The organism is Microbispora rosea (assembly GCF_900156315.1).
Taxonomy (GTDB): Bacteria; Actinomycetota; Actinomycetes; order Streptosporangiales; family Streptosporangiaceae; genus Microbispora; species Microbispora rosea.
Genome location: NZ_FTNI01000039.1, coordinates 1 through 20,534, shown reverse-complemented (window position 1 = coordinate 20,534; position 20,534 = coordinate 1). Strand labels below are relative to the sequence as shown.

The 20,534-nt window shown below is 70.8% G+C and carries 16 protein-coding genes and 1 pseudogene; 7 read left to right on the top strand and 10 right to left on the bottom strand.

Annotated features, from left to right (window positions below; translation table 11 throughout):
• Positions 1–21: 21 nt before the first annotated feature.
• On the bottom strand, positions 22–1,182 hold the full coding sequence (locus tag BXA11_RS36840; RefSeq protein WP_076442157.1) for a trypsin-like serine peptidase: 1,161 nt from the start codon (positions 1,180–1,182) through the stop codon (positions 22–24).
• 350 nt (positions 1,183–1,532) lie between these two features.
• On the opposite strand from BXA11_RS36840, the gene BXA11_RS36835 reads away from it, so the two are divergent.
• Positions 1,533–2,495 (top strand): zinc-binding dehydrogenase, encoded by a 963-nt coding sequence (locus BXA11_RS36835; RefSeq protein ID WP_076442154.1) that lies wholly within the window; start codon positions 1,533–1,535, stop codon positions 2,493–2,495.
• Positions 2,496–2,651: 156 nt separating this feature from the next.
• Here BXA11_RS36835 and BXA11_RS36830 read toward each other — a convergent pair whose 3' ends face one another.
• The 6 genes from BXA11_RS36830 to BXA11_RS44155 all read right to left on the bottom strand — a co-directional run bounded on the left by BXA11_RS36830 (position 2,652) and on the right by BXA11_RS44155 (position 9,435).
• Positions 2,652–3,389, bottom strand: a complete 738-nt coding sequence (locus tag BXA11_RS36830; protein WP_030511461.1) for a helix-turn-helix transcriptional regulator — start codon at positions 3,387–3,389, stop codon at positions 2,652–2,654.
• 64 nt (positions 3,390–3,453) lie between these two features.
• Positions 3,454–4,275: a DUF4097 family beta strand repeat-containing protein gene (locus BXA11_RS43520; RefSeq protein WP_030511462.1), complete on the bottom strand. Its 822-nt coding sequence runs from the start codon at positions 4,273–4,275 to the stop codon at positions 3,454–3,456.
• A 200-nt stretch (positions 4,276–4,475) separates the two neighbouring features.
• Positions 4,476–4,652, bottom strand: coding sequence for a DUF6104 family protein (locus tag BXA11_RS43765; protein WP_167769298.1), 177 nt, complete (start codon positions 4,650–4,652; stop codon positions 4,476–4,478).
• Between the two features lie 83 nt (positions 4,653–4,735).
• Positions 4,736–8,413: a multifunctional oxoglutarate decarboxylase/oxoglutarate dehydrogenase thiamine pyrophosphate-binding subunit/dihydrolipoyllysine-residue succinyltransferase subunit gene (locus tag BXA11_RS36820; protein WP_076442151.1), complete on the bottom strand. Its 3,678-nt coding sequence runs from the start codon at positions 8,411–8,413 to the stop codon at positions 4,736–4,738.
• A 196-nt stretch (positions 8,414–8,609) separates the two neighbouring features.
• Positions 8,610–9,251: a B3/B4 domain-containing protein gene (locus BXA11_RS36815; protein WP_076442149.1), complete on the bottom strand. Its 642-nt coding sequence runs from the start codon at positions 9,249–9,251 to the stop codon at positions 8,610–8,612.
• A 10-nt stretch (positions 9,252–9,261) separates the two neighbouring features.
• Positions 9,262–9,435 (bottom strand): hypothetical protein, encoded by a 174-nt coding sequence (locus BXA11_RS44155; protein ID WP_204054046.1) that lies wholly within the window; start codon positions 9,433–9,435, stop codon positions 9,262–9,264.
• Here BXA11_RS44155 and BXA11_RS36810 point away from each other — a divergent pair.
• A complete protein-coding gene (locus BXA11_RS36810; protein WP_076442147.1) occupies positions 9,434–10,162 on the top strand; it encodes a type 1 glutamine amidotransferase in 729 nt (242 codons plus the stop codon). The genes BXA11_RS44155 and BXA11_RS36810 overlap by 2 nt on opposite strands.
• A 64-nt stretch (positions 10,163–10,226) precedes the next feature.
• Here the strand turns inward: BXA11_RS36810 and BXA11_RS36805 are convergent, their stop codons facing one another.
• Positions 10,227–12,764, bottom strand: a complete 2,538-nt coding sequence (locus tag BXA11_RS36805; protein WP_076442146.1) for a glycoside hydrolase family 9 protein — start codon at positions 12,762–12,764, stop codon at positions 10,227–10,229.
• Between the two features lie 194 nt (positions 12,765–12,958).
• Here BXA11_RS36805 and BXA11_RS44150 point away from each other — a divergent pair, with 194 nt between their 5' ends.
• From BXA11_RS44150 to BXA11_RS36790, 3 genes are all read left to right on the top strand, one after another.
• Entirely contained in the window at positions 12,959–13,540 is a 582-nt protein-coding gene (locus BXA11_RS44150; protein WP_076442144.1) for an ArsR/SmtB family transcription factor, read from the top strand.
• A gap of 226 nt (positions 13,541–13,766) precedes the next feature.
• A complete protein-coding gene (locus BXA11_RS36795) occupies positions 13,767–14,831 on the top strand; it encodes an MBL fold metallo-hydrolase (RefSeq protein ID WP_076442142.1) in 1,065 nt (354 codons plus the stop codon).
• A gap of 136 nt (positions 14,832–14,967) precedes the next feature.
• Positions 14,968–15,876 (top strand): SDR family oxidoreductase, encoded by a 909-nt coding sequence (locus BXA11_RS36790; protein WP_076442140.1) that lies wholly within the window; start codon positions 14,968–14,970, stop codon positions 15,874–15,876.
• A gap of 27 nt (positions 15,877–15,903) precedes the next feature.
• Here BXA11_RS36790 and BXA11_RS36785 read toward each other — a convergent pair whose 3' ends face one another.
• A complete protein-coding gene (locus BXA11_RS36785; RefSeq protein WP_051762500.1) occupies positions 15,904–18,309 on the bottom strand; it encodes a glycoside hydrolase family 65 protein in 2,406 nt (801 codons plus the stop codon).
• Positions 18,306–19,049, bottom strand: a complete 744-nt coding sequence (locus BXA11_RS36780) for a beta-phosphoglucomutase family hydrolase (protein WP_076442138.1) — start codon at positions 19,047–19,049, stop codon at positions 18,306–18,308. The genes BXA11_RS36785 and BXA11_RS36780 overlap by 4 nt, the downstream gene beginning before the upstream one ends.
• Before the next feature lie 155 nt (positions 19,050–19,204).
• Here BXA11_RS36780 and BXA11_RS36775 point away from each other — a divergent pair, with 155 nt between their 5' ends.
• Both BXA11_RS36775 and BXA11_RS45105 read left to right on the top strand, forming a co-directional pair.
• Positions 19,205–20,392: an ROK family protein gene (locus BXA11_RS36775; protein ID WP_030511473.1), complete on the top strand. Its 1,188-nt coding sequence runs from the start codon at positions 19,205–19,207 to the stop codon at positions 20,390–20,392.
• A gap of 20 nt (positions 20,393–20,412) precedes the next feature.
• A pseudogene (locus tag BXA11_RS45105) lies at positions 20,413–20,534 on the top strand (sugar ABC transporter ATP-binding protein); the annotation flags it as partial.

Here is a 20,534-nt window from a genome sequence, read left to right as displayed (position 1 = left end):
CGTGCGGTCAGACGTCCGCGGTCACGGTGTCCACCGGTTGGCGGCCACCTTGTAGACGTCGTAGGTCTCGCCGTTGAAGTAGGGCGAGGAGATCTTGTCGTACCTGTTGTTGCCGTCGCTGTCCCACGCCACGCTGCTGATGCCGTTCAGGTAGCCCATGCGGGTCGCGCTCTTGTAGCCCATCAGCCAGGGGCCGCCGCCGGCGCCGGAGGTCATGCCGCACGCGATCCCGAGGTGCTCCCGGATGTCGTGCTTCGGCACGGCAGGCATCGGAACCGACCGGCCGTAGCACCACTTCATCGTCCGTCCGGTGAAGGGGCGGTCGCCGTCGGGGTGCGGCCCGGCGGGATAGCCGAACGCGAAGACCGTGACCTTGGAGCTGCGGTTCCAGGTGAAGCCCTGGCCGCCCACGTTGTCGCCGAGGCGGCCGGCCGGGGTGCGTGGGTACCGGGTGACGCCCCTGTCCTTCCTGGGCGTGAGCGTGAAGCCCGACGACACGTTCACGAACGCGTAGTCGTAGTCGTAGTCCTCCCTGGCCACGAAGTCGTCGTGCACCTGGAACCACTTCGCCGGATAGATGCCGTACGGCGCCTTTCCCTCCCCGGCCTGATCTCCGTCCCAGTACGACGGGACGAACACCCAGTTGTCGTAGAACTGGGTGGTCACCGGGTCGTAGACGCAGTGCCCGGCCGTCGCGACGACGTTGCGGTAGCGGCCCTGCACGGAGGTGCCGGAGCAGTACTTCCAACTCTTGGGGTCCAGGGGGTTCCTGCCCGGCAGGGTGAAGAACACCCGGCCGACCATGCGAGGCAGGTTGACCTGCTTGCTGATCGTGCCGGAACCGCCGGCTCCGCCTGTGCCCGCGCCGATCGGCGGGACCGTGCCCGCCTTGCCGTCCGGGATGGCGGCGCCGGCCCTGCCGAAGCCCTTGACGGAGGTGCCGAGTTCCTCGGTGTAGTCCGTGGCCGCCCGCAACCGCTGGGGTGACCAGAAGGCGGCGGCCTTGTCGGGCGTCTGGGGCGCGGCCTCGACGGTCACGTCGCCCGGGGCGGCCTGTGCCGCCGCGATGGCGGTGGCCGCGCCGGTGGCGGCCCAGGAGGCCGTCGGGATGGCGACGGCCACGCCGGTCGCGAGGAGCGCGCCGGTGAGGGGAACGGCCAGACGCCGTGCTGGGGGGATCATGGAGCTCCTTTCCCTGGGACGGTGAGGGTGCGTCCCATTCCGCAGGAAAACGCTCCGAGATTAATGACCGGATCTTGCTAATTGCCGCGGCTATAACGAGAACAATCGGCACTTTGCCCTATCTGTTATCCATAGCGAGCGGTTATGGGATTGATCGTGCCAGGTCATGGTGCCTTGGCCGTACGGCGTCGCGTGGCGGCGCCGGCGGGTTGACGCGCCATTCTTGACCGGTCTTGTTTGATTTCCGGCGCTCTGGTCCCAGCGGTGGTCTCCGGTATCAAAAGGCGCCCGGCGGCGAGCCGCGCGGGGGATGTCCGGGCCGGGCGCGACGGCCGGAGTAATGTTCTGGCATGTTCGCCGTCACCGCCACACAGTTCGATCCGGACGACCCGATCAAGTGCCTGACGTTCGGGGACCACCCCGAGCCCGTCGTACCGGAGGGATGGACGACCGTCACGGTCCGGGCCGCCGCGCTCAATCACCACGACCTGTGGACCCTCAAGGGCGTGGGGATCAGCCAGGAGCGGCTGCCGATCGTGCTCGGCTGCGACGCGGCGGGGGTGGACGAGGACGGCAACGAGGTCATCGTCCACTCCGTCATCGGCACGCCGGTCGACGGGGACGAGACGCTCGACCCGGCGCGTTCGCTGCTGTCGGAGAAGTACGACGGGACGTTCGCGGAGAAGGTCGCGGTGCCCCGCCGCAACCTGGTGCCCAAGCCCGCGGCGATCTCCTTCGAGGAGGCCGCCTGCCTGCCCACGGCCTGGCTGACGGCCTACCGCATGATCTTCGACAAGGCCGGGCTCGAGCCGGGCTCGACCATCCTGGTCCAGGGCGCCGGCGGCGGCGTGGCGACCGCGCTGATCGCGCTCGGCCGGGCCGGCGGCTTCCGCGTCTGGGCGACGAGCCGCTCGCAGGACAAGCGGGAACGGGCCCTCGCGCTCGGTGCCGACCGGGTCTTCGAGACGGGCGCACGGCTGCCCGAGCGGGTGGACGCCGTCATGGAGACGGTCGGCGAGGCCACCTGGAAGCACTCGCTCAGCTCCCTGCGCCCGGGCGGCCGGATCGTCACCTGCGGCGCGACGAGCGGCATGGTCGCCGCGACACAGCTCGCGCAGGTCTACTTCCTGCAGAAGTCGATCATCGGATCCACGATGGGGACGCGTGAGCAGCTCGCGCGGCTCGCGGTGTTCCTGGAGCAGACGGGTGTCCGGCCGATGATCGACCGGGTGCTGCCCCTGGCCGAGGCGGAGGAGGGCTTCGCGGCCATGCACCGCGGCGAGGTCTTCGGCAAGGTGGTCTTCACGCTCTGACGAGGGGCCGGGGCGCGGAAGGCGTCGTCCGGCCCACGTCCGTCCGCCGCGGCGGGCCACGGGACCCGGCGCGGCGGAGCGCCGTGAGGCGGAGCCGGAACGCCCGGTCGTCCGGCGGTTCGGCTCGGTCGTCGGCGGTCCGGCTGACGACCCAGGTCAGGAACGCAGCGCCTGGCGGATGCGCTCGGCGGCCTCGTCGAGGGCGGCCCGGCACTCGGCAAGGGCTCCTTCTGACACGCCCGCGCCGGAGGACCGGTGGACGTCGGCGACGAAGTCGGCCAGCATCCGGCTGAGCGCGGCGTCGTGCCCGCCCTGCCGGCCGCCGCCGGCCCCCCAGGACTCCTCCCAGATCCGGCGCCACTCGTGCTGCCAGCGCTCGCTCTCCTCCTGCCACTGGCGCTTGTGGCGGCGCCACTCCTCCTTCTGCCTGCGCCACTCCTCCCTGGCGTGGTCGCGCTGCCGCCGCCACTCGTCTTTCTGCTCGCGCCGCGGGTCGCGGTTGTCGTGGCCGATGTCCCTGGCCATCTGGGTGAGCTCCTCGCGGAGGGATCGCACGGTCTGCCGCACGTCCTCCTTCACCTCGCGCGCGATGTCCTGCACCGAGGCGGTGATCTCCTGCTCCAGGTCGGCCAGCTCGTCCATCCGGTCGTTGAGCTCGGCCCGCCCCTTGTCGGTGAGGGTGAAGACCTTCTTGCCGTCCACGACCTCGTGGGTGACCAGGCCCTCGTCCTCCAGCCGGGCCAGCCTGGGGTAGATCGTGCCGGGGGAGGGGGAGTAGACGCCGAGGAAGCGGTCTTGCAGGAGCCGGATGATCTCGTAGCCGTGCCGCGGGCTCTCCTCCAGCAGCTTCAGCAGGTAGAGCCGCAGCCTGCCGTGCCCGAACACGGGGCTCATGCCGTCTCCCCGCCTTCGGCTCGGAGCGGCCGTCGCCCGCCACGGTGTCGCCTTGTTCGCTCGCTCACGCTCTCTCCTCTTCTCTCCTGCCGGCGGGCTGGCCGCTGAGCAGGGTGACGGCGCCGGACACCGTGATCGCCGAGAGGGACGCCATGCCGCCGCCCAGCCGGCCGCTGAGCGAACGGGCCCCCGGGGCCGAGGCGACGCGCAACTCGGGGAAGGCCGACTCGATCCTGCCTGAGGTCGAGTGGACGGACACGTCGGTGTCCACGTCGTGCGGGAGCCGTACGACGATCGCGCCTGACATGCTGTTCACGGTGACGTGACCGGTGGGCTCCAGTTCGAGGTCGGCGGTGACGCGGCCCGACACGGTGTTGGCGCGAAGCCGCCGCGGCCGGCCCGCGGCCACGGTGAGGTCGCCGGAGACGCTCGAGAAGGACAGGTCGCCGGCCAGGCCCCGGCTCTCCACCGAGCCCGAGACCGTCTCGGCCTGCACCTCGCCGCTGACGCCGTCGAGGACGATCTCCCCCGACACGCCCTTCACGCCGGTGGTCGCCTCCATGCCCGCCACGACGGCGGAGGCGGAGACGACCCCGGCCTGGACGGGGCACGTCCTCGGCACGGTCAGCGTCAGCGTGGTCCTGCGCGGGCCCGGGCGTAACCACCCGAGAATCCCGTCCCACGTCAGGTCCTTGTACGCGACGGTCAGGCGGCCGTCGTCGTCATGGGTCACCACCAGCGGCGCGCCGTCCACCTCCGTCACTTCGAGGGTCGGCGGGCCGTCACTGGCCAGCACGGCCAGCCGGCCGGCCACGATGCGCACGTTGAGCGCGGTGACCGCTCCGAACGTGAGCCGTCCGGGGGTGTCGATCGTCCACTGGGGCATCACTCAGGCCCTTCCACGCGAAGTCCTGCGCCCGCGCGGGTAGGCATCCGCACGGACGAACCATCCACAAACAAGATATATCGCGTTTGTGCAAAGTCAAGATGTATCGCGTTTTCCGCGTCTGCCCCCGGACCCTGGGTCTCGTCGTGCGCCCGTCCTCGTCAGCCGTCTTCGTCAGTCGTCTTCGTGGGTCGTGGTCGTCAGTCGTCGTCTTCGTCCAGGCGTGCGAGCCAGGTGGCCAGCCGCTCGACGGGCACCTCGAACTCGGGGTTGAGGTCCACGAACTCGCGCAGCCGCTCCGCGAGCCAGCCCACGCTGACCTCCTCCTCGCCGCGGCGCTCGACGAGCTCCTCGATCCCCCTGTCGGTGAAGTACATACCTCGCTCCAGTGAATGACCTGATCATGGAGAGAGGCCCCCCACGGGCGTGGGGGACCTCCTCAGTGGTACGGAATCCTCGCTCAGCCGAAGATCTCGTCCAGGATGCCGCGCAGCTCCTCGTCGTGCTTGGAGTGCGAACCGACGGCCGGCGAGGAGTTCGGCGTACGCGAGACCCGGCGGAAGGTGCGGCCCCCGAGCAGGTCGGGCTTCTCCACCATCTTCAGGCTCAGGTAGGGCCACGGGCCCATGTTGACGGGCTCGTCCTGCGCCCAGAGCAGCTCCGCGTCCGCGCCGTAGCGGGCCAGCTCGGCCTTGAGCGGGTTCTCCGGGAACGGGTAGATGCGCTCCAGGCGCACCAGCGCCACGTCCTTCCTGCCCTCCTTCTCGCGCCGCGCGAGAAGGTCGTAGTAGATCCTGCCCGAGCAGACCACGACCTTGCGGACCGCCGACGGGTCCACCGTCGAGTCGCCGATGACCGGGCGGAAGGCGCCGGAGGTGAACTCCGAGGTGGCCGAGGCCGCCGCCTTGAGCCGCAGCAGCGACTTGGGCGTGAACACGATGAGGGGCTTGCGCCGCTCCGACAGCACCTGCCAGCGCAGCAGGTGGAAGTAGTTCGCCGGGGTGCTCGGCTGCGCCACCGTCATGTTGTCCTGCGCGCACATCTGCAGGTAGCGCTCGATGCGGGCGGAGGAGTGGTCCGGGCCCTGGCCCTCGTAACCGTGCGGCAGCAGCAGCACGACCGAGGAGCGCTGACCCCACTTCTGCTCGCCCGACGAGATGAACTCGTCGATGATCGACTGGGCGCCGTCGGCGAAGTCGCCGAACTGCGCCTCCCAGGCGACCAGGGCGTCCGGGCGGACCACGCTGTAGCCGTACTCGAAGCCCATGGCTGCGAACTCGCTGAGCAGCGAGTCGTACACGTAGAACTTCGTGGTGCCCTGGTTGAACGTCTTGAGCGGGGTGTGCTCGTCGCCGGTGACGCGGTCGACCAGCACGGCGTGACGCTGGCCGAAGGTGCCGCGCCGGGAGTCCTGACCGACCAGGCGGACCGGGTGGTCGTCGATGAGCAGCGAGCCGAACGCGAGCAGCTCACCGGTCGCCCAGTCGATCGCGTCCTCGGAGACCATCGCGCCGCGGCGCTGGATCACCGGGGCGAGACGCGGGTGGACGGTGAAGCCCTCAGGCAGGTTGAGCTGGGTGTCGATGACCCGCTTGACGACCTCCTCCGAGATCGCCGTCTTGGTGTCCTCGTGCGACCACGGGATCAGCTCGTCGGGCTCCGGAACCCGGACCGCGCCGGGCGCCGGCGGCTGCTTGACGGCCTCACGGGTCTCGGTGAAGGCCCGCTCAAGCTGCTCCTGGTAGTCGCGCAGCGCCTGCTCGGCCTCCTCGACCGTGATGTCCCCGCGGCCGATGAGGGCCTCGGTGTACAGCTTGCGGGTCGAGCGCTTGGCGTCGATGAGGTCGTACATCAGCGGCTGCGTGAATGCCGGGTTGTCGCCCTCGTTGTGGCCGCGCCGCCGGTAGCAGACCATGTCGATGACGACGTCCTTGCGGAACGTCTGGCGGTACTCGTAGGCGAGCCGGCCGACCCGCACGACCGCCTCGGGGTCGTCGCCGTTCACGTGGAAGATCGGCGCCTGGATCATGCGCGCGACGTCGGTGGCGTACACGCTCGACCGCGAGGACGCGGGGGAGGTGGTGAAGCCGACCTGGTTGTTCACCACGATGTGGACGGTGCCGCCGGTGCGGTAGCCGCGCAGCTGGGACAGGTGCAGGGTCTCGGCGACCACGCCCTGACCGGCGAACGCCGCGTCGCCGTGGACGAGCACGGGCAGGACGGTGAAGCCCTCCTCGCCGCGCTCAAGCAGGTCCTGCTTGGCCCGGACCACGCCCTCCAGGACGGGGTCGACGGCCTCCAGGTGCGAGGGGTTCGCCACCACCGACGTGCTGATCTTGTTGCCGTCGACGGTCGTGAAGTCGCCGCTCGCGCCGAGGTGGTACTTCACGTCGCCGGAGCCGTGCGAACTGCGGGGGTCGATGTTGCCCTCGAACTCGCCGAAGATCTGGGCGTACGACTTGCCCACGATGTTGGCGAGCACGTTGAGCCGGCCGCGGTGGGCCATGCCGATGACGACCTCGTCGAGGCGCTCCGCCGCCGCGTCGCTGATCACCGAGTCGAGCAGCGGGATCAGCGACTCGCCGCCCTCCAGCGAGAACCGCTTCTGGCCGACGTACTTGGTCTGCAGGAAGGTCTCGAACGCCTCGGCGGTGTTGAGCCTGCGGAGGATGTTCAGCTGCTCCTCGCGGCTGGGCTTGGAGTGCGGCCGCTCCACCCGCGCCTGGATCCAGGCCCGCTCCTCGGGGTTCTGGATGTGCATGTACTCGATGCCGATCGTGCGGCAGTACGAGTCGCGCAGCACGCCGAGGATGTCGCGCAGCTTCATCAGCGGCTTGCCGCCGAAGCCGCCGGTCGGGAACTCGCGCTCCAGGTCCCACAGCGTCAGGCCGTGCGACTGGATGTCGAGGTCCGGGTGCTTGCGCTGGCGGTACTCCAGCGGGTCGGTGTCGGCCATGAGGTGGCCGCGGACCCGGTAGGCGTGGATGAGCTCCAGCACGCGCGCGGACTTGGCGACGTCGTCGTCGTGGGTGGCCGAGATGTCCTGCACCCAGCGCACCGGCTCGTAGGGGATGCGCAGCGACTCGAAGATCTCGTCGTAGAAGCCGTCGGCGCCGAGCAGGAGCTGGTGGATGCGGCGCAGGAAGTCGCCCGACTGGGCGCCCTGGATGATCCGGTGGTCGTAGGTGGAGGTGAGCGTCATCACCTTGCTGATGGCAAGGCGGGACAGCGTCTCCGCCGAGGCGCCCTGGTATTCCGCGGGGTACTCCATCGCGCCGACGCCGATGATCGTGCCCTGGCCGGGCATCAGCCGCGGCACCGAGTGGACCGTGCCGATCGTGCCGGGGTTCGTCAGGGAGATCGTCGTGCCCTGGAAGTCCTCCACGCCGAGCTTGCCCGCGCGGGCCTTGCGCACGATCTCCTCGTACGCCACCCAGAACTGGCGGAAGTCCATGCTCTCGGCCTGCTTGATCGACGGCACCAGGAGCTGGCGGGAGCCGTCGCTCTTCTGCACGTCGATCGCGAGGCCGAGCCCGACGTGCTCGGGCTTGACGAGGACCGGCTTGCCGTCCACCTCGGCGTACGAGTGGTTCATCTCGGGCATGGACTTCAGCGCCCGGACGATCGCGTAGCCGATGACGTGGGTGAAGGAGATCTTGCCGCCGCGTCCGCGGGACAGATGGTTGTTGATGACGATGCGGTTGTCGATCAACAGCTTCGCGGGGACCGCGCGGACGCTCGTGGCCGTGGGAACGACCAGCGAGGCCTCCATGTTGGCGGCGGTGCGCGCGGCGGCGCCGCGCAGCTTCTCCTCGACCGCGCCGGCCGGGGGCTGCTGCTTGGCGGGCGCCTTGGCCTCGGGCTTCGCCTGCGGCTTCGGCTGCGGTGGCGCCGTCTGCGGGGCCGGGCTCACCGGAGCGGGAGCCTCTGGCGCGGCCGTCGCGGTCGCGCCGTTCGCGCCGACCGCGGACTTGGACGGAGCGGGCTTGGCCGTCCCGTTGTAGTCAGCGAAGAAGTGCCACCAGGCCTGGTCAACAGACTCGGGATCTTCGAGATACTTCTGGTACAACTCATCGACAAGCCACTCATTTTGCCCAAAGCTTGCCAGTGGGTTTGACCGCGACGACTCAGACGACACGGCGGAAATCGCCCTCTTCCGCAGATCGGCGTTGATGTTTGGTGAACCTGTCCAAGGCTACTCGCCTCACACACCGACGTGCGCCCCGGCGGGTCGCAGGTCCCGGCCCATCCTCCCAGGATCGATAAAACAGGTCACGCGCGGATAGCCCGTCTGGGTGGTGAGGTGTCCCTTACCCTCTGGTCACAACGACTGGTCAGCCGATGAGCCGCGACTCGATCCGGATATTGGGAGCTATATCGGACAGCATACCGGCAAGGTCGTCGCCCGCGGCGCGCAGCGCGTCGAGAGAGAGCGGTTCGAGGCGTTCCAGCAGGAAGAGGGCGTCCACCGTCTCCTCGGTGATCCTGGTCCTGACGCACTGCCGCCAGTTCCACCGCCGGCAGGTGACGCCCGCGTCGTCGCGCCACACCACCTCGCCGATCTCGGGGTCGCCCAGCGCCTCCTCCGAGGGCTCGTCTCCCGCGGCCCGCATCAGCCGGGCGGCGCCCTGGTAGCGGCGCAGGTCCTCGCCGCCGATCGGGAGGCCGTGCCGTACGGACACGCTGTTGTAGGCGTCCACCACCAGGTTGATCTCGGGGAGCGGCATCCGGCGGACCAGCGCGTCGACCGAAGGCCGGGTGCGCTGGGGCTTGGCGCCGAAGGCGCGGTAGGCCGCCCGCCAGGCCTCGATCCTCTCGTCGTCGAGCGGCACGGCGTCGGCCGCCGCGTCGGCGAGCCAGGCTCGCGAACGGTCGTCGGAGGGCCCGTTGCGCAGGCCGTACGCGCAGACCACCAGGACGGCGAAGTCCGGACGCAGCGCCGTGACGGCGTCGTCCACCCAGATGTCGTCGATCACGCCCGACAGCCTACGGCCACGCCCGCAGGGCGAGCGTCGCCACCGCGTCGAGGCCGGCCCGGGTGGCGCCATCCCTGGCCTGGGTGGACGTGCCCTGGACGACAGACCTGTGACCCCCGTCAGGGGGCGAGGGAGCGGCCGCCGCCCGGCGTCCGGGGGCGAGGGCGGTAGAGTCCGGGCTCATGCCGGACACGCCACGTGTGCTCGCCGTACAGAACGGAGCGAACGGAGGTCCCGGGCGGTTCGGGGAATGGCTGGACGCCGCCGGGGTCGCCGTCGACGTGGTCACCGCCTTCGACGGGTCCGCCCTCCCGGCGCGACTGGAGCACGACGGCCTGCTCGTGCTCGGCGGCGGTTACCTGCCGGACGACGACGACAGGGCGCCCTGGCTGCCGGCCACCCGCGCGCTCGTCGAGCAGGCCCTCGCCCGGTCGGCGCCGTTCTTCGGCATCTGCCTGGGCGGCCAGATGCTGGCCTCGGTCGGCGGCGGGAAGGTCCAGGGCGACGCCGGGGCGCCCGAGCACGGCAGCACGTCAATCACCATGAGGGCCGAGGCGGCGGACGACGTGGTCTTCGGCGGGCTGCCCGCGGCCGTCCCGGCGATCGAGAACCACATCGACGCCGTCACGGCCCTGCCGCCGGGCGCGGTGTGGCTCGCCGAGACCGAACGCTGCCCCTACCAGGCGTTCCGGCTGGGCGACCGCGCCTGGGGCGTGCAGTTCCACCCCGAGGTCGGGCCGGAACGCATCCGGAAGTGGGACGTCGAGCACACCCGCAGGCGGGGTCTCGACGTCGACGAGCTGTACGCCGCCGCCGTGACCGACGACCCGCTCTCGCGGGCCGCCTGGGGTGAGGTCGCCTTCCGTTTCGCCGCCTTGGTCAAGGAGGAACGCCCCCGGCGCAGGGGGTGAATGGAACCGGCCGCCGCCCTACTGGGACGGCGGCCGGAGTCTTACCGATCCGGTGCGGATCGGGTCAGGCGCAGGCGGCGCCGTTCAGCGTGAACAGGTCGGGCGCGGGGTTGGCCCCCGGCGCGCCCTGGCCGTTGAAGCCGAAGGTGATCGACTGGCCCGGCCGGATGGTCTTGTTGTACGACTCGTTCCCGGCGGTCACGGTGGCCGCCTGCTGGGAGAACTTGGCGTTCCAGCCGATGTCGATCTTCTGGCCGCCCAGGAACGACCACTTCAGCGACCAGCCGTCGATCGCCTTCGTGCCGGTGTTCTTGAGCGTGATCTGGGTGGTGAAGCCCGTCGGCCACGAGCCGTGCGTGGTGTAGGTGACCTTGCACCCGCCCGGCGCCTTGACCGCGCCGTCGCCCTGGTCGGCGACGAACGCCGAGATCCACGACAGCGGCGAGTTCCAGTTGATCGTCAGCTCGTTGGTCGCCCAGGAGCCGATGTCGTCGATGTAGCAGAACTGCGCCACGCAGCCCTTGAGCTTCGCCTGGGCCACCGGGTCCTGGATGGCGGAGTTGGGGCCGCCCGCGAGCGTGCCGCGCGGCGGGTTCGGCAGCGAGGTGTCCAGCGAGTGGGCGTACCACCTGGTGTGCTGGTTCTTCGACGCCACCTCGCCGTAACCGGTCACGTACGACTGGTTGAGCGCGTTGCGGCCGAAGATGTAGTCGATGCCCTCCAGCACGCCGTCGCGGTACTTCACGTCGCCGGTGAGGTCGTAGGCCGTGGCGATGACCACCAGGTTGTTGACGACGATGCTGTTCGATCCCCAGTCGTAGGACGTCGTGGCGTACGGCAGGCCGTACGGGTGGGCCTTCAGCGCGGCGAGGTACTTGTCCGCGCCGGCCACCACCGAGGCGCGCACCTCGTCGCGTCCGGGCAGGGCGTTGGGCACGGTCGCCAGGTCGAGGCGGCCGAGCGCCGCGACGTTGCCCCAGTCCATGGCGCCCGTCTTCCAGATGTCGGCCGTGTGGTGCGGCGAGGCGAGGACGAAGTCCTTGTACTCCTTGTCGCCCGTCGTGATGTAGAGCTCGGCCGCGGCCCAGTAGAACTCGTCGCTGACGTTGGCGTCGTCGTAGGTGCCGCCGCCGACGCCGTCGGAGGGGGAGGCCAGCAGGTCCGGGTGCGCCTTGGCCGCCGTCCACGCCTTCTTCGCCGCCGCGAGGTTCTTCGCGGCGAACCCGGCGTCGTACGGCGCGAAGATCCGGGCCGCCTGGGCGGCCGTCGCGGCGAGGTTGAGCGTGGCGGCCGTGGAGACCGGGTGCAGCTCGCGCTTCTGCGAGTCCAGGTGCGGCAGCAGCGGCAGGCCGGTCCAGTTCTCGTCGTGGATCTTGTGGTGGACCATGCCGTCGGAGCGCTGCATCTTCAGCAGGAACTCCTGCTCCCAGCGGGCCTCGTCGAGCACGTCGGGGACGTCGTCGCCGCTCTCGGGGATGTTCAGGCTCCCGATCGGTTTGGCGGTCGCGGCGTTCTTGGTGCGCTCGAACTCGCTCATGAGCTGGGCGACCGAGATGCCGCCGTTGACGACGTACTTGCCGTGGTCGCCCGCGTCGTACCAGCCGCCGGACACGTCGAGGGAGTAGTCGCAGACGCCCGGCTGGCAGGGCACGTTCGTGTCGCCCTGGTTGGGGGCGACGCCCGCGTGGCCGGCGGGCCGGCCGTAGCCGGGACGCAGGGCGTCGTCGATCGCGATCCCGCTGCGCTGGGTGTAGTAGAACTTCAGCGCGTCGAGCTTGAGGCCGGCGTACGCGTCGGGCTTGATGTCGAACGGCCGGCTCGTCTCGCCGTCGGCGGTCAGCGTGTAGCCGGTCCCGGCCTTCGTGTACGCGCCGAAGTCGATCGAGTGGACGTTCTGGGTGGAGCTGGCGTCGACGCCGCGCGGGGTGGTCGTGCCGTGCGCGACCACGGTCCCGGCGGAGTTCTTGAGCTGCCAGGGCAGCGCCTCGGTGGCGTCGGTGACCACGGTGGCGTTCTTGGGGCCCTTGGGCAGGTAGGCCACCTGGTTCACGCGGACCCGGGGGCCGGTGTCGGGCGTGTAGACCTCAGGCGGCGCCCCGCCCTTGAGCGAGACGTTGTCCATGCAGAACCGCCACGCCGTCGCGCTGCCGCCGAGCTGGAAGACGACCTGCGCGTTGGGCAGGTCGACCGGCGAGGTGAACGTGTAGCTGTAGGTGTTGCCCGAGACGCTCAGCTCGGGGGCGGCCGACACGTACTGCGTGTAGGGGTCGACCGGGAGCTGGACGTACGCCCTGGCGACCTTCCCGGGGTTCGCGGTGGCGAAGAAGCTGAACGCGTAGGTCTCGTCCTTGACCAGCGGGATGTCGTTGACCCCGATGATCGCGTCCCAGGGGTTGGTCGTGCCCGCGGGGACGTCGGAGCAGAGCCGGCCGTCGGACAGCTCGAAGTTCAGGTTCTCGGTGTGCCACCACGGGTCGGTGGTGGTGTCGAACGTGCCGTTGGGGACCTGTTCCGGGCCCTCGTCCGCCGTGGCGGGAGGTGCGCCGGTCAGGCAGGCCGTGGCCAGTGCCGCCACGGCGAGGATGCCGATTCGTCTGAGCACAGTGGTCCTCGGGGAGAGTGGGAGCGCTCCCAAGGTGGGAGGCGACTCGCATGCTTCCTTCGGCTTTCCGTGGGCGTCAACGATCGGGGCGGCGAGACGCGCCTGACCGGCCATTGCGAGGGGACGCGGCTGAAACTTACATTTCCGCAAAGAGACTTTTGCAAAACTATCTTTGCGAGGTTAGCGTCGGCCGTATGGATCACGAGGTCTTCCACGTCGACGATCCCCGCATTCTGAAGGCGGTGGCCCACCCGCTGCGGACGCGGCTGCTGGGGGAGTTGCGCGCGAACGGCCCGGCGACCGCGACCGAGCTTGCCGGGCGCCTCGGGGAGAGCTCCGGCGCCACCAGCTATCACCTGCGCCAACTCGCCAGGTATGGCTTCCTGGAGGCCGATCCCGACCGGCGCGACCGGCGCGAGCGCCGGTGGCGGGCGATCCACCGCTTCACCTCCTGGAGCGACGTGGAGATGGCCGCGACCGCCGAGGGCCGGGAGGCCGCGGCGTTCCCGCGGCGGCGTCAGCTCGAAAAGCTCACGGCCGACGTCGAGAACTTCGAGCGCGAGTGCGACCTGTGGAGCGAGGCGTGGGTCGAGGCCGCGGGGATGTCCGACGTGGTGGTACGGCTGTCGCCGGCGACGGTGGCGTCCCTCTACGAGCGGGTGTCGGCCATGCTCCTGGAGGCCGCCGAGCGGGATCGGGACGACCCGGACGCGCGTCCGGTCGCGGTCGTGCTCGCGGCCCATCCGCGCCGGGACCCGGCGGCCGGTCACGGGTGAGCCGGTCGTCCGCGAGCGGGACGCGCTCCTCGCTCCCGCCTGGCGCCGCTGCCGGGGATCGCCGGCGTGGGCCCCGTCCGGGCGCTCACCGCCGGGGTCGTCCTCGCCTCCGCGCTTGCGTGCGTACGCCTCCCGGCCGGTCCCGCTCCGAGGCACCCCCAGTAGAACCAAATTCGGTAAGACGGCACAATCAAGCGGGCAGGGCGGCGAAAGGGGCGGGAGCCGGATGAGCAAGGTGATCGTGACCGCGGCGAACGAGGCGCAGCGCGCGGCGTGGCTGGGCGGAGGACTGCCCGAGGTCGAGCGAGTGCGGCCGGGGCTGTGGTCGATTCCCGTCCCGATCCCGATCAACCCGCTGCGCTACGTCCTGGTCTACGCCCTGGAGATCCCGGACGGGGTTGTGATCATCGACGCCGGATGGAACACCGAGGAGGCGTACGAGGCGCTCGTCGCGGGGCTCGCCACGGCCGGGTACGAGATCACCGACGTGAAGGCCGTGCTGGTCACGCACATCCATCCGGACCACTACGGCCTGGCCGGGCGGATCCGGGAGGCCTCCGGCGCCTGGATCGGGCTGCATCCGGCCGACGCCCGCCTCGTGCACGACCGCTACGACGAGTCGGCGATCGAGTCGCTCGTGCAGCGGGAGCGGTCCCTGCTGGTCAGGTGCGGGGTGCCGGACATGACGGCGCAGGAGCTCGCCGGGGCGTCGGTCATGGTGCGCCAGTTCGTCACGATGGCGACGCCCGACCGGCTCATCGAGGACGGCGACCGGCTCGACCTGCCCGGCTGGAACCTGCGGGCGATGTGGACCCCCGGCCACTCGCCCGGTCACCTGTGCTTCGTGGAGCCGGAGCGCAGGCTGCTGTTCTCCGGCGACCACGTGCTCGCCCGGATCACGTCGATGGTCGCCGTGCACCCCCAGTCGACGGCCAACCCGCTCGCCGACTACCTCGACGCGTTGCGGGCGGTGGGCAAGCTCGACGTCGAGGAGGTGCTGCCCGCCCACGAGTACCGCTTCCTGGAGCTGGCGAAGCGCGTGGACTACGTGATCGGGCACCACGAGGAGCGGCTGGCGGAGGTGCGGCGCGTCGTGGCGGAGGGCGACGGCTCCACCTGCTGGGACATCGCCACCCGGCTCACCTGGTCGCGCAGCTGGGAGGAGATCCCCGCGTACATGCGGCGGGCGGCCAACAACGAGACGCTCGCCCACCTGGTGTGGCTGGAGCGGCGGGACAGGGTCACCCGCGTGCCGGGCGAGCCCGACCTCTGGTACGCGCCGTCCGCCTGACGGCCGCCCGCGGCCATACCGTCGCACCCGGCGGCGACGTAGCCGTCTGGCGCACCACGACGCGGCACCGGCCGGCACCGCCGCCAGAGGTTAAAGTGCTACCAGAACCTTGTTCTCTTTATCGAAGGGTGGCGCCATGACGGCTGCTGAGGGGTCCGAGCTGAGGTTCGACGGAAGGGTCGCGATCGTCACGGGAGCCGGACACGGGCTCGGCCGGTCGCACGCGCTGCTGCTCGGCCGGCGCGGAGCGAAGGTCGTCGTCAACGACCTCGGCGGCGCCCTCGACGGCTCCGGCGCATCCTCCGGCCCCGCGGCGGAGGTCGCCGAACTGATCGTGAAGAACGGCGGGGAGGCGGTGGCCAGCACCGACAACGTCGCCACCCCGGAGGGCGCGGAGGCGATCGTGCGGACGGCGCTCGACGCGTTCGGCCGCGTCGACGTCGTCGTCAACAACGCCGGCATCCTGCGCGACCGGTCGTTCGGGAAGATGACGGTCGAGGAGTTCGACGCCGTGATCGCCGTGCACGTGCGCGGCTCGTTCCTGGTCAGCCGCGCGGCGTTCCCGCATATGAAGGAGCAGGCGTACGGACGGATCGTGAACACCTCCTCGCCCGCCGGGCTGTTCGGCAACTTCGGCCAGGCCAACTACTCGACGGCCAAGATGGGCCTGGTGGGCCTCACCAAGACCCTCGGCATCGAGGGCGCGCGGGCGAACATCAAGGCCAACGCGATCGCCCCGGTCGCGTGGACGCGCATGACCGAGACGCTGCTGCCCGCGGAGTTCGAGAGCAGGTTCACCCCCGAGCGGGTCAGCCCGCTGGTGGCCTACCTGGCCCACGAGAGCTGCGAGACCACCGGCGAGGTGTTCTCGGTCGGCGCGGGGCGGATCGCCAGGGTGTTCGTGGCCGAGGGGCCGGGCTGGCGGACCGACGACCTCACCATCGAGGCGATCCGCGATAACTGGGAGGCCGTGATGGCCGAGCAGCCCTATCTCCCCACCACGCTGGGCCAGCAGGCCGGCGCCTCCCTGCAGGCGATGCTCTGACCCTCCCTCGTCGCGCCGGCCGGGCCGTCAGAGCTCCTCGGCCGGTTCCTCGGCCGGGCCGATGAGATCGCGGGACAGGTCCCCGGGCCGCCGGGGTGCGGGCTCGCGGCCCGGCGGCTGCTTGACCCGCAGGTCGGGGAAGGGCGGTGGCGCGTTGCGCCGGGCCTGCGGCTGCGCGCCCAGCGTGAGCTCCTCGCCGTGGTGCGACAGCGTGAGCGGCGGGCCGTGCAGAAGCCGGTACGTCGTGCCGTCCTGGGTGATGTCGACCCGCAGCAGGCGGCCCCGGTAGCGGACGCGGAAGGTGAGCCTGGTGATGCCCGACGGCAGGCGGGGCGCGAAGCGGAGCCGCCCGTCGCGTGCCCGCATGCCGCCGAACCCGCCCACCAGCGCGATCCACGCCCCGGCGAGCGAGGCCATGTGGACGCCGTCGCGGGTGTTGTGCTCCAGGTCGCGCAGGTCCATCAGCGCGGCCTCGCCCAGATAGGCGTAGGCGAGATCGAGCTGCCCCACCTCGGCGGCGAGCACGGCCTGAGTGCAGGACGACAGCGAGGAGTCCCGCACGGTCAGCGCCTCGTAGTAGGCGAAGTTGCGCGCCTTCTGCTCGGGCGTGAACGCCTCACCGCACAGATGCATGGCCAGCACGAGGTCGGCCTGCTTGACGACCTGCTTGCGGTAGAGGTCGAAGTAGGGGAAGTGCAGCAGCAGCGGATACTGCTCGGGCGTCGTGCCCGCGAAGTCCCACACGGCGTGCCCGGTGAACCCCTCGCTCTGCTCGTGGACCCCCAGCCGCTCGTCGTACGGCAGGGAGATGGCGGCGGCGCAGTCGCGCCACATCGCCGTCTCCTCCAGCGTGACCCCGAGCCGCTCGGCCCGGTCGAGGTGGCGTACGGCCGTCGCGGCGGCGGCCCGCAGGTTCCGCTGGGCCATGAGGTTGGTGAAGACGTTGTTGTCCGCGATGGCGCTGTACTCGTCCGGGCCGGTCACACCGTCGATGCGGTAGAGGCCCTCGGCGTCGTGGTGGCCGAGCGCGCACCACAGCCGGGCGGTCGAGACGAGCAGCGGCAGGCCGATGTCCCGCTCGAAATCGGTGTCCTCGGTCGCGTCGACGTACCGCGTGACCGCGGCGGCGATGTCGGCGTTGACGTGGAAGGCCGCCGTGCCCGCGGGCCAGTATCCCGAGCACTCCTCGCCGTTGATCGTGCGCCAGGGGAAGGCCGCCCCGGCCAGCCCGAGCTGCTCGGCCCGCGCCTGGGCGAGGGGCAGGATCGAGGCGCGCCACGTCAGGGCGTCGGCGGCGGCCCGGGGGTAGGTGTAGGTGGCCACCGTCAGCACGAAGCTCTCGGTGTCCCAGAACGCGTGGCCGTCGTAGCCCGAGCCGGTCAGCCCCTTGCCGGGGATGGGCCGCCGCTCCAGCCGCGCGCCCGCCTGGAGCAGGTGGAACAGCCCGAAGCGCACGGCCTGCTGCACCTCGGCGTCGCCCTCGACCTCGACGTCCGCGCCCGCCCAGAAGTCGTCGAGGAAGGCGCGCTGCTCGGCGCACAGGCCGTCCCATCCGGTGAGCCGGGCCGCCGCCAGCGCCGCCACGACCTGGTCGTGCATCGCGGGCCTGGACCGTTTGGCCGACCAGCCGTAGGCGAAGAACTTGTCCAGCCGCAGCCGCTCGCCCGGCACGAGCCGGGTGGCGATCGTGACCCGGCTGACGTTGCCGCCGCCGTCGCACTCGACCCGGGTGCCGTCCGGGCCCTCGATCTCGTGACGCATCCCCGCGGCGACCCGCAGCCTGCTGGCCCGGGTGGAGTGGACCATGACGCACACGTTGTTGCGCGCGGTGACGTTCTCCTCCAGCACCAGCGGCGCCTCCAGCGCGGCGGCGGCGCGGGGGTCGGCGGTCGGCGGCGGCACGGTCTCGTTGGCCACCAGCTCCGACTGGACGACCACGTTGAGCGGCTGGTCCACCGGCTCCACCTCGTAGCGCACCGCGGCCACGGCCCGGTGGGTGAAGGACACGAGCCGGGTCGAGGTGACGCGCACCTGCGCCCCGGTCGGCGAGCTCCAGCAGGCCTTCCGGATGAGCGTCCCCGCCCGCAGGTCGAGGACCCGCTCGTGTGAGTGCAGCGTGCCGTAGCGGACGTCGAACGGCTCGTCGTCCACGAGCAGCCGGATCACCTTGCCGTTGGTGACGTTGACGACCGTCTGCCCGGACTCGGGGTAGCCGTAGCCCGCCTCGGCGTACGGCAGCGGGCGCAGCTCGTAGAAGGAGTTGAGGTAGGTGCCCGGCAGGCCGTACGGCTCGCCCTCGTCGAGGTTGCCGCGCAGCCCGATGTGCCCGTTGGACAGTGCGAACACCGACTCGGTCTGGGCGAGCACGTCGGTGTGCAGGTGGCACTCCCGCACCGACCACGGCTCGACGATGAAGGCGGGATGCTTGATCATTTCTCGTCCAGCAGTTCGCAGAGGTCCGTCACCACCACGTCGGCGCCGTTGTCCCGCAGGGCCTGCGCCTGATGCCCGCGGTCCACGCCCACCACGACGGCGAAGCCGCCCGCGCGCCCGGCGGCGACCCCCGCCAGCGCGTCCTCGAACACCGCGCCCTCGACCGGCGCGATCCCGAGCGCCTCGGCGGCGGCGAGGAACATGTCGGGCGCGGGCTTGCCCGCAAGCCCGCGCTCCTTGGCCACCTCGCCGTCGATCCGCGCGTCGAACATGTCGTCGATCCCGGCCGCGGCGAGCACGCGCACGGTGTTGGCGCTGCTGGAGACGACCGCGCGGCGCAGCCCCGCGTCGCGTACGGCGCGCAGGTAGCGCAGCGAGCCCTCGAAGACCTCCACGCCCTGCCGGTCGAGGATCGCCTGGACCAGCTCGTTCTTGCGGTTGCTCAGGCCGTTGACGGTGGGCATGCCCGGCGGGTCGTCCGGCCTGCCCTCGGGCAGGTCGATGCCCCTGGCCAGCAGGAACCCCCGTGTGCCGTCCAGGCGCTTCTTGCCGTCGACGTACCGCTCGTAGTCGCCGGCCTCGTCGAAGGGCACGTACGGCGTGCCGGTGGCGGCCGCCCGATCCCGCAGGTATTCGTCGAACATCTCCTTCCACGCCGCGGCGTGGATCCGGGCCGTGCGCGTGAGCACCCCGTCCATGTCGAACAGGCAGCCGCGCACCTCGTCAGGCAACCCCAGCATGCGCCCTCCAACCGTCCTCCTGCACTCCTACCCCGTCAGCCGTTCCTAACTTTTGTTGATTTCAGCGAAAGGTTGCATCGAAACGATAAAAGCTCTTCCCTGATCAGCGGAAAAGGGGTACGTTTCCAGCCAATCACCGGGACGCGGAGGCGTACGTGAAGAGGACGACCATCAGGCCGGAGAACGTCCATCAGGCCGCGCTCCTGCGTTTGCTGAGGGACGGCGGGCATTCCCGCGCCGAACTCGGCGACGTGGTGGACCTGTCACGCTCCAAGCTCAACGTCGAGCTGGACCGGCTGATCGAGCTGGGACTCGCCGAGCCCGACGGACTGGCCGCCTCACGCGGGGGCAGGCGCTCGGGACGCGTGCGACTTGCCCGCAACATCCGGTTCGCCGGGATCGACATCGGCGCCACCTCGATCGACGTCGCGGTCACCGACGGAGAGCTCAAGGTGCTCGGTCACCTGAGCGAGCCCTGCGACATAAAAGAGGGGCCCGCCTTCGTGCTCGACCGGGCCGTCGAACTGCTCGGCAAGCTGAGCAGGGACGGGCTGTTCACCGAACTCAGCGGCGCCGGCATCGGCGTCCCCGGGCCGGTGAGCTTCGCCGAAGGCGTTCCGGTGGTGCCGCCGATCATGCCGGGCTGGGACCGCTACCCGGTCAGGGAGACGGTCGGGCAGGCGCTGGGCTGTCCCGCGGTGGTCGACAACGACGTCAACATCATGGCCCTCGGGGAGCTGCACGCCGGTCTCGCGCGGCACGTCGGCGACTTCCTGCTCGTCAAGATCGGCACCGGTATCGGCTGCGGCATCGTGGTGGACGGGAAGATCTACCGCGGGGTGTCCGGCAGCGCCGGCGACATCGGCCACATCCGGGTGGACGACCTCGGGCCGGTCTGCTCCTGCGGCAACTCCGGATGCCTGGAGGCGTACTTCGGCGGCGCCGCGCTGGCGCGCGAGGCCGTCGTGGTGGCACGCTCGGGCGGCTCGCCCTACCTGGCCGAACGGCTCGCGGTCGCGGGCACGCTGACGGCCGAGGACGTCGCCGCCGCGGCGGCGCAGGGCGACGCGGGCGCGATCGGGCTGATCCGCGACGGCGGACGCCGGGTGGGTCAGGTGCTGGCGAGCCTGGTCAGCTTCTTCAACCCCGGCCTCGTGATCATCGCGGGTGGCGTGGCCAAGCTCGGCCACCTGCTGCTCGCGGAGATCAGAAGCGTGGTCTACCGCAGGTCGCTGCCGCTCGCCACCGGAAACCTGCCGATCGTGCTGTCAGAACTCAGCGACACCGCGGGTGTCATCGGCGCCACCCGCCTCATCAGCGATCACGTCTACTCCGCCAACTGATCATCGTTTGGGAGATCCCCATGGGCGACGAACACCCCCTGCTGCAGATGAGGGGGATCGTCAAGCAGTTCCCCGGCGTACGCGCGCTGGACGGTGTGGACCTTGAGGTCAGGGCCGGCGAGGTGCACTGTCTGCTCGGGCA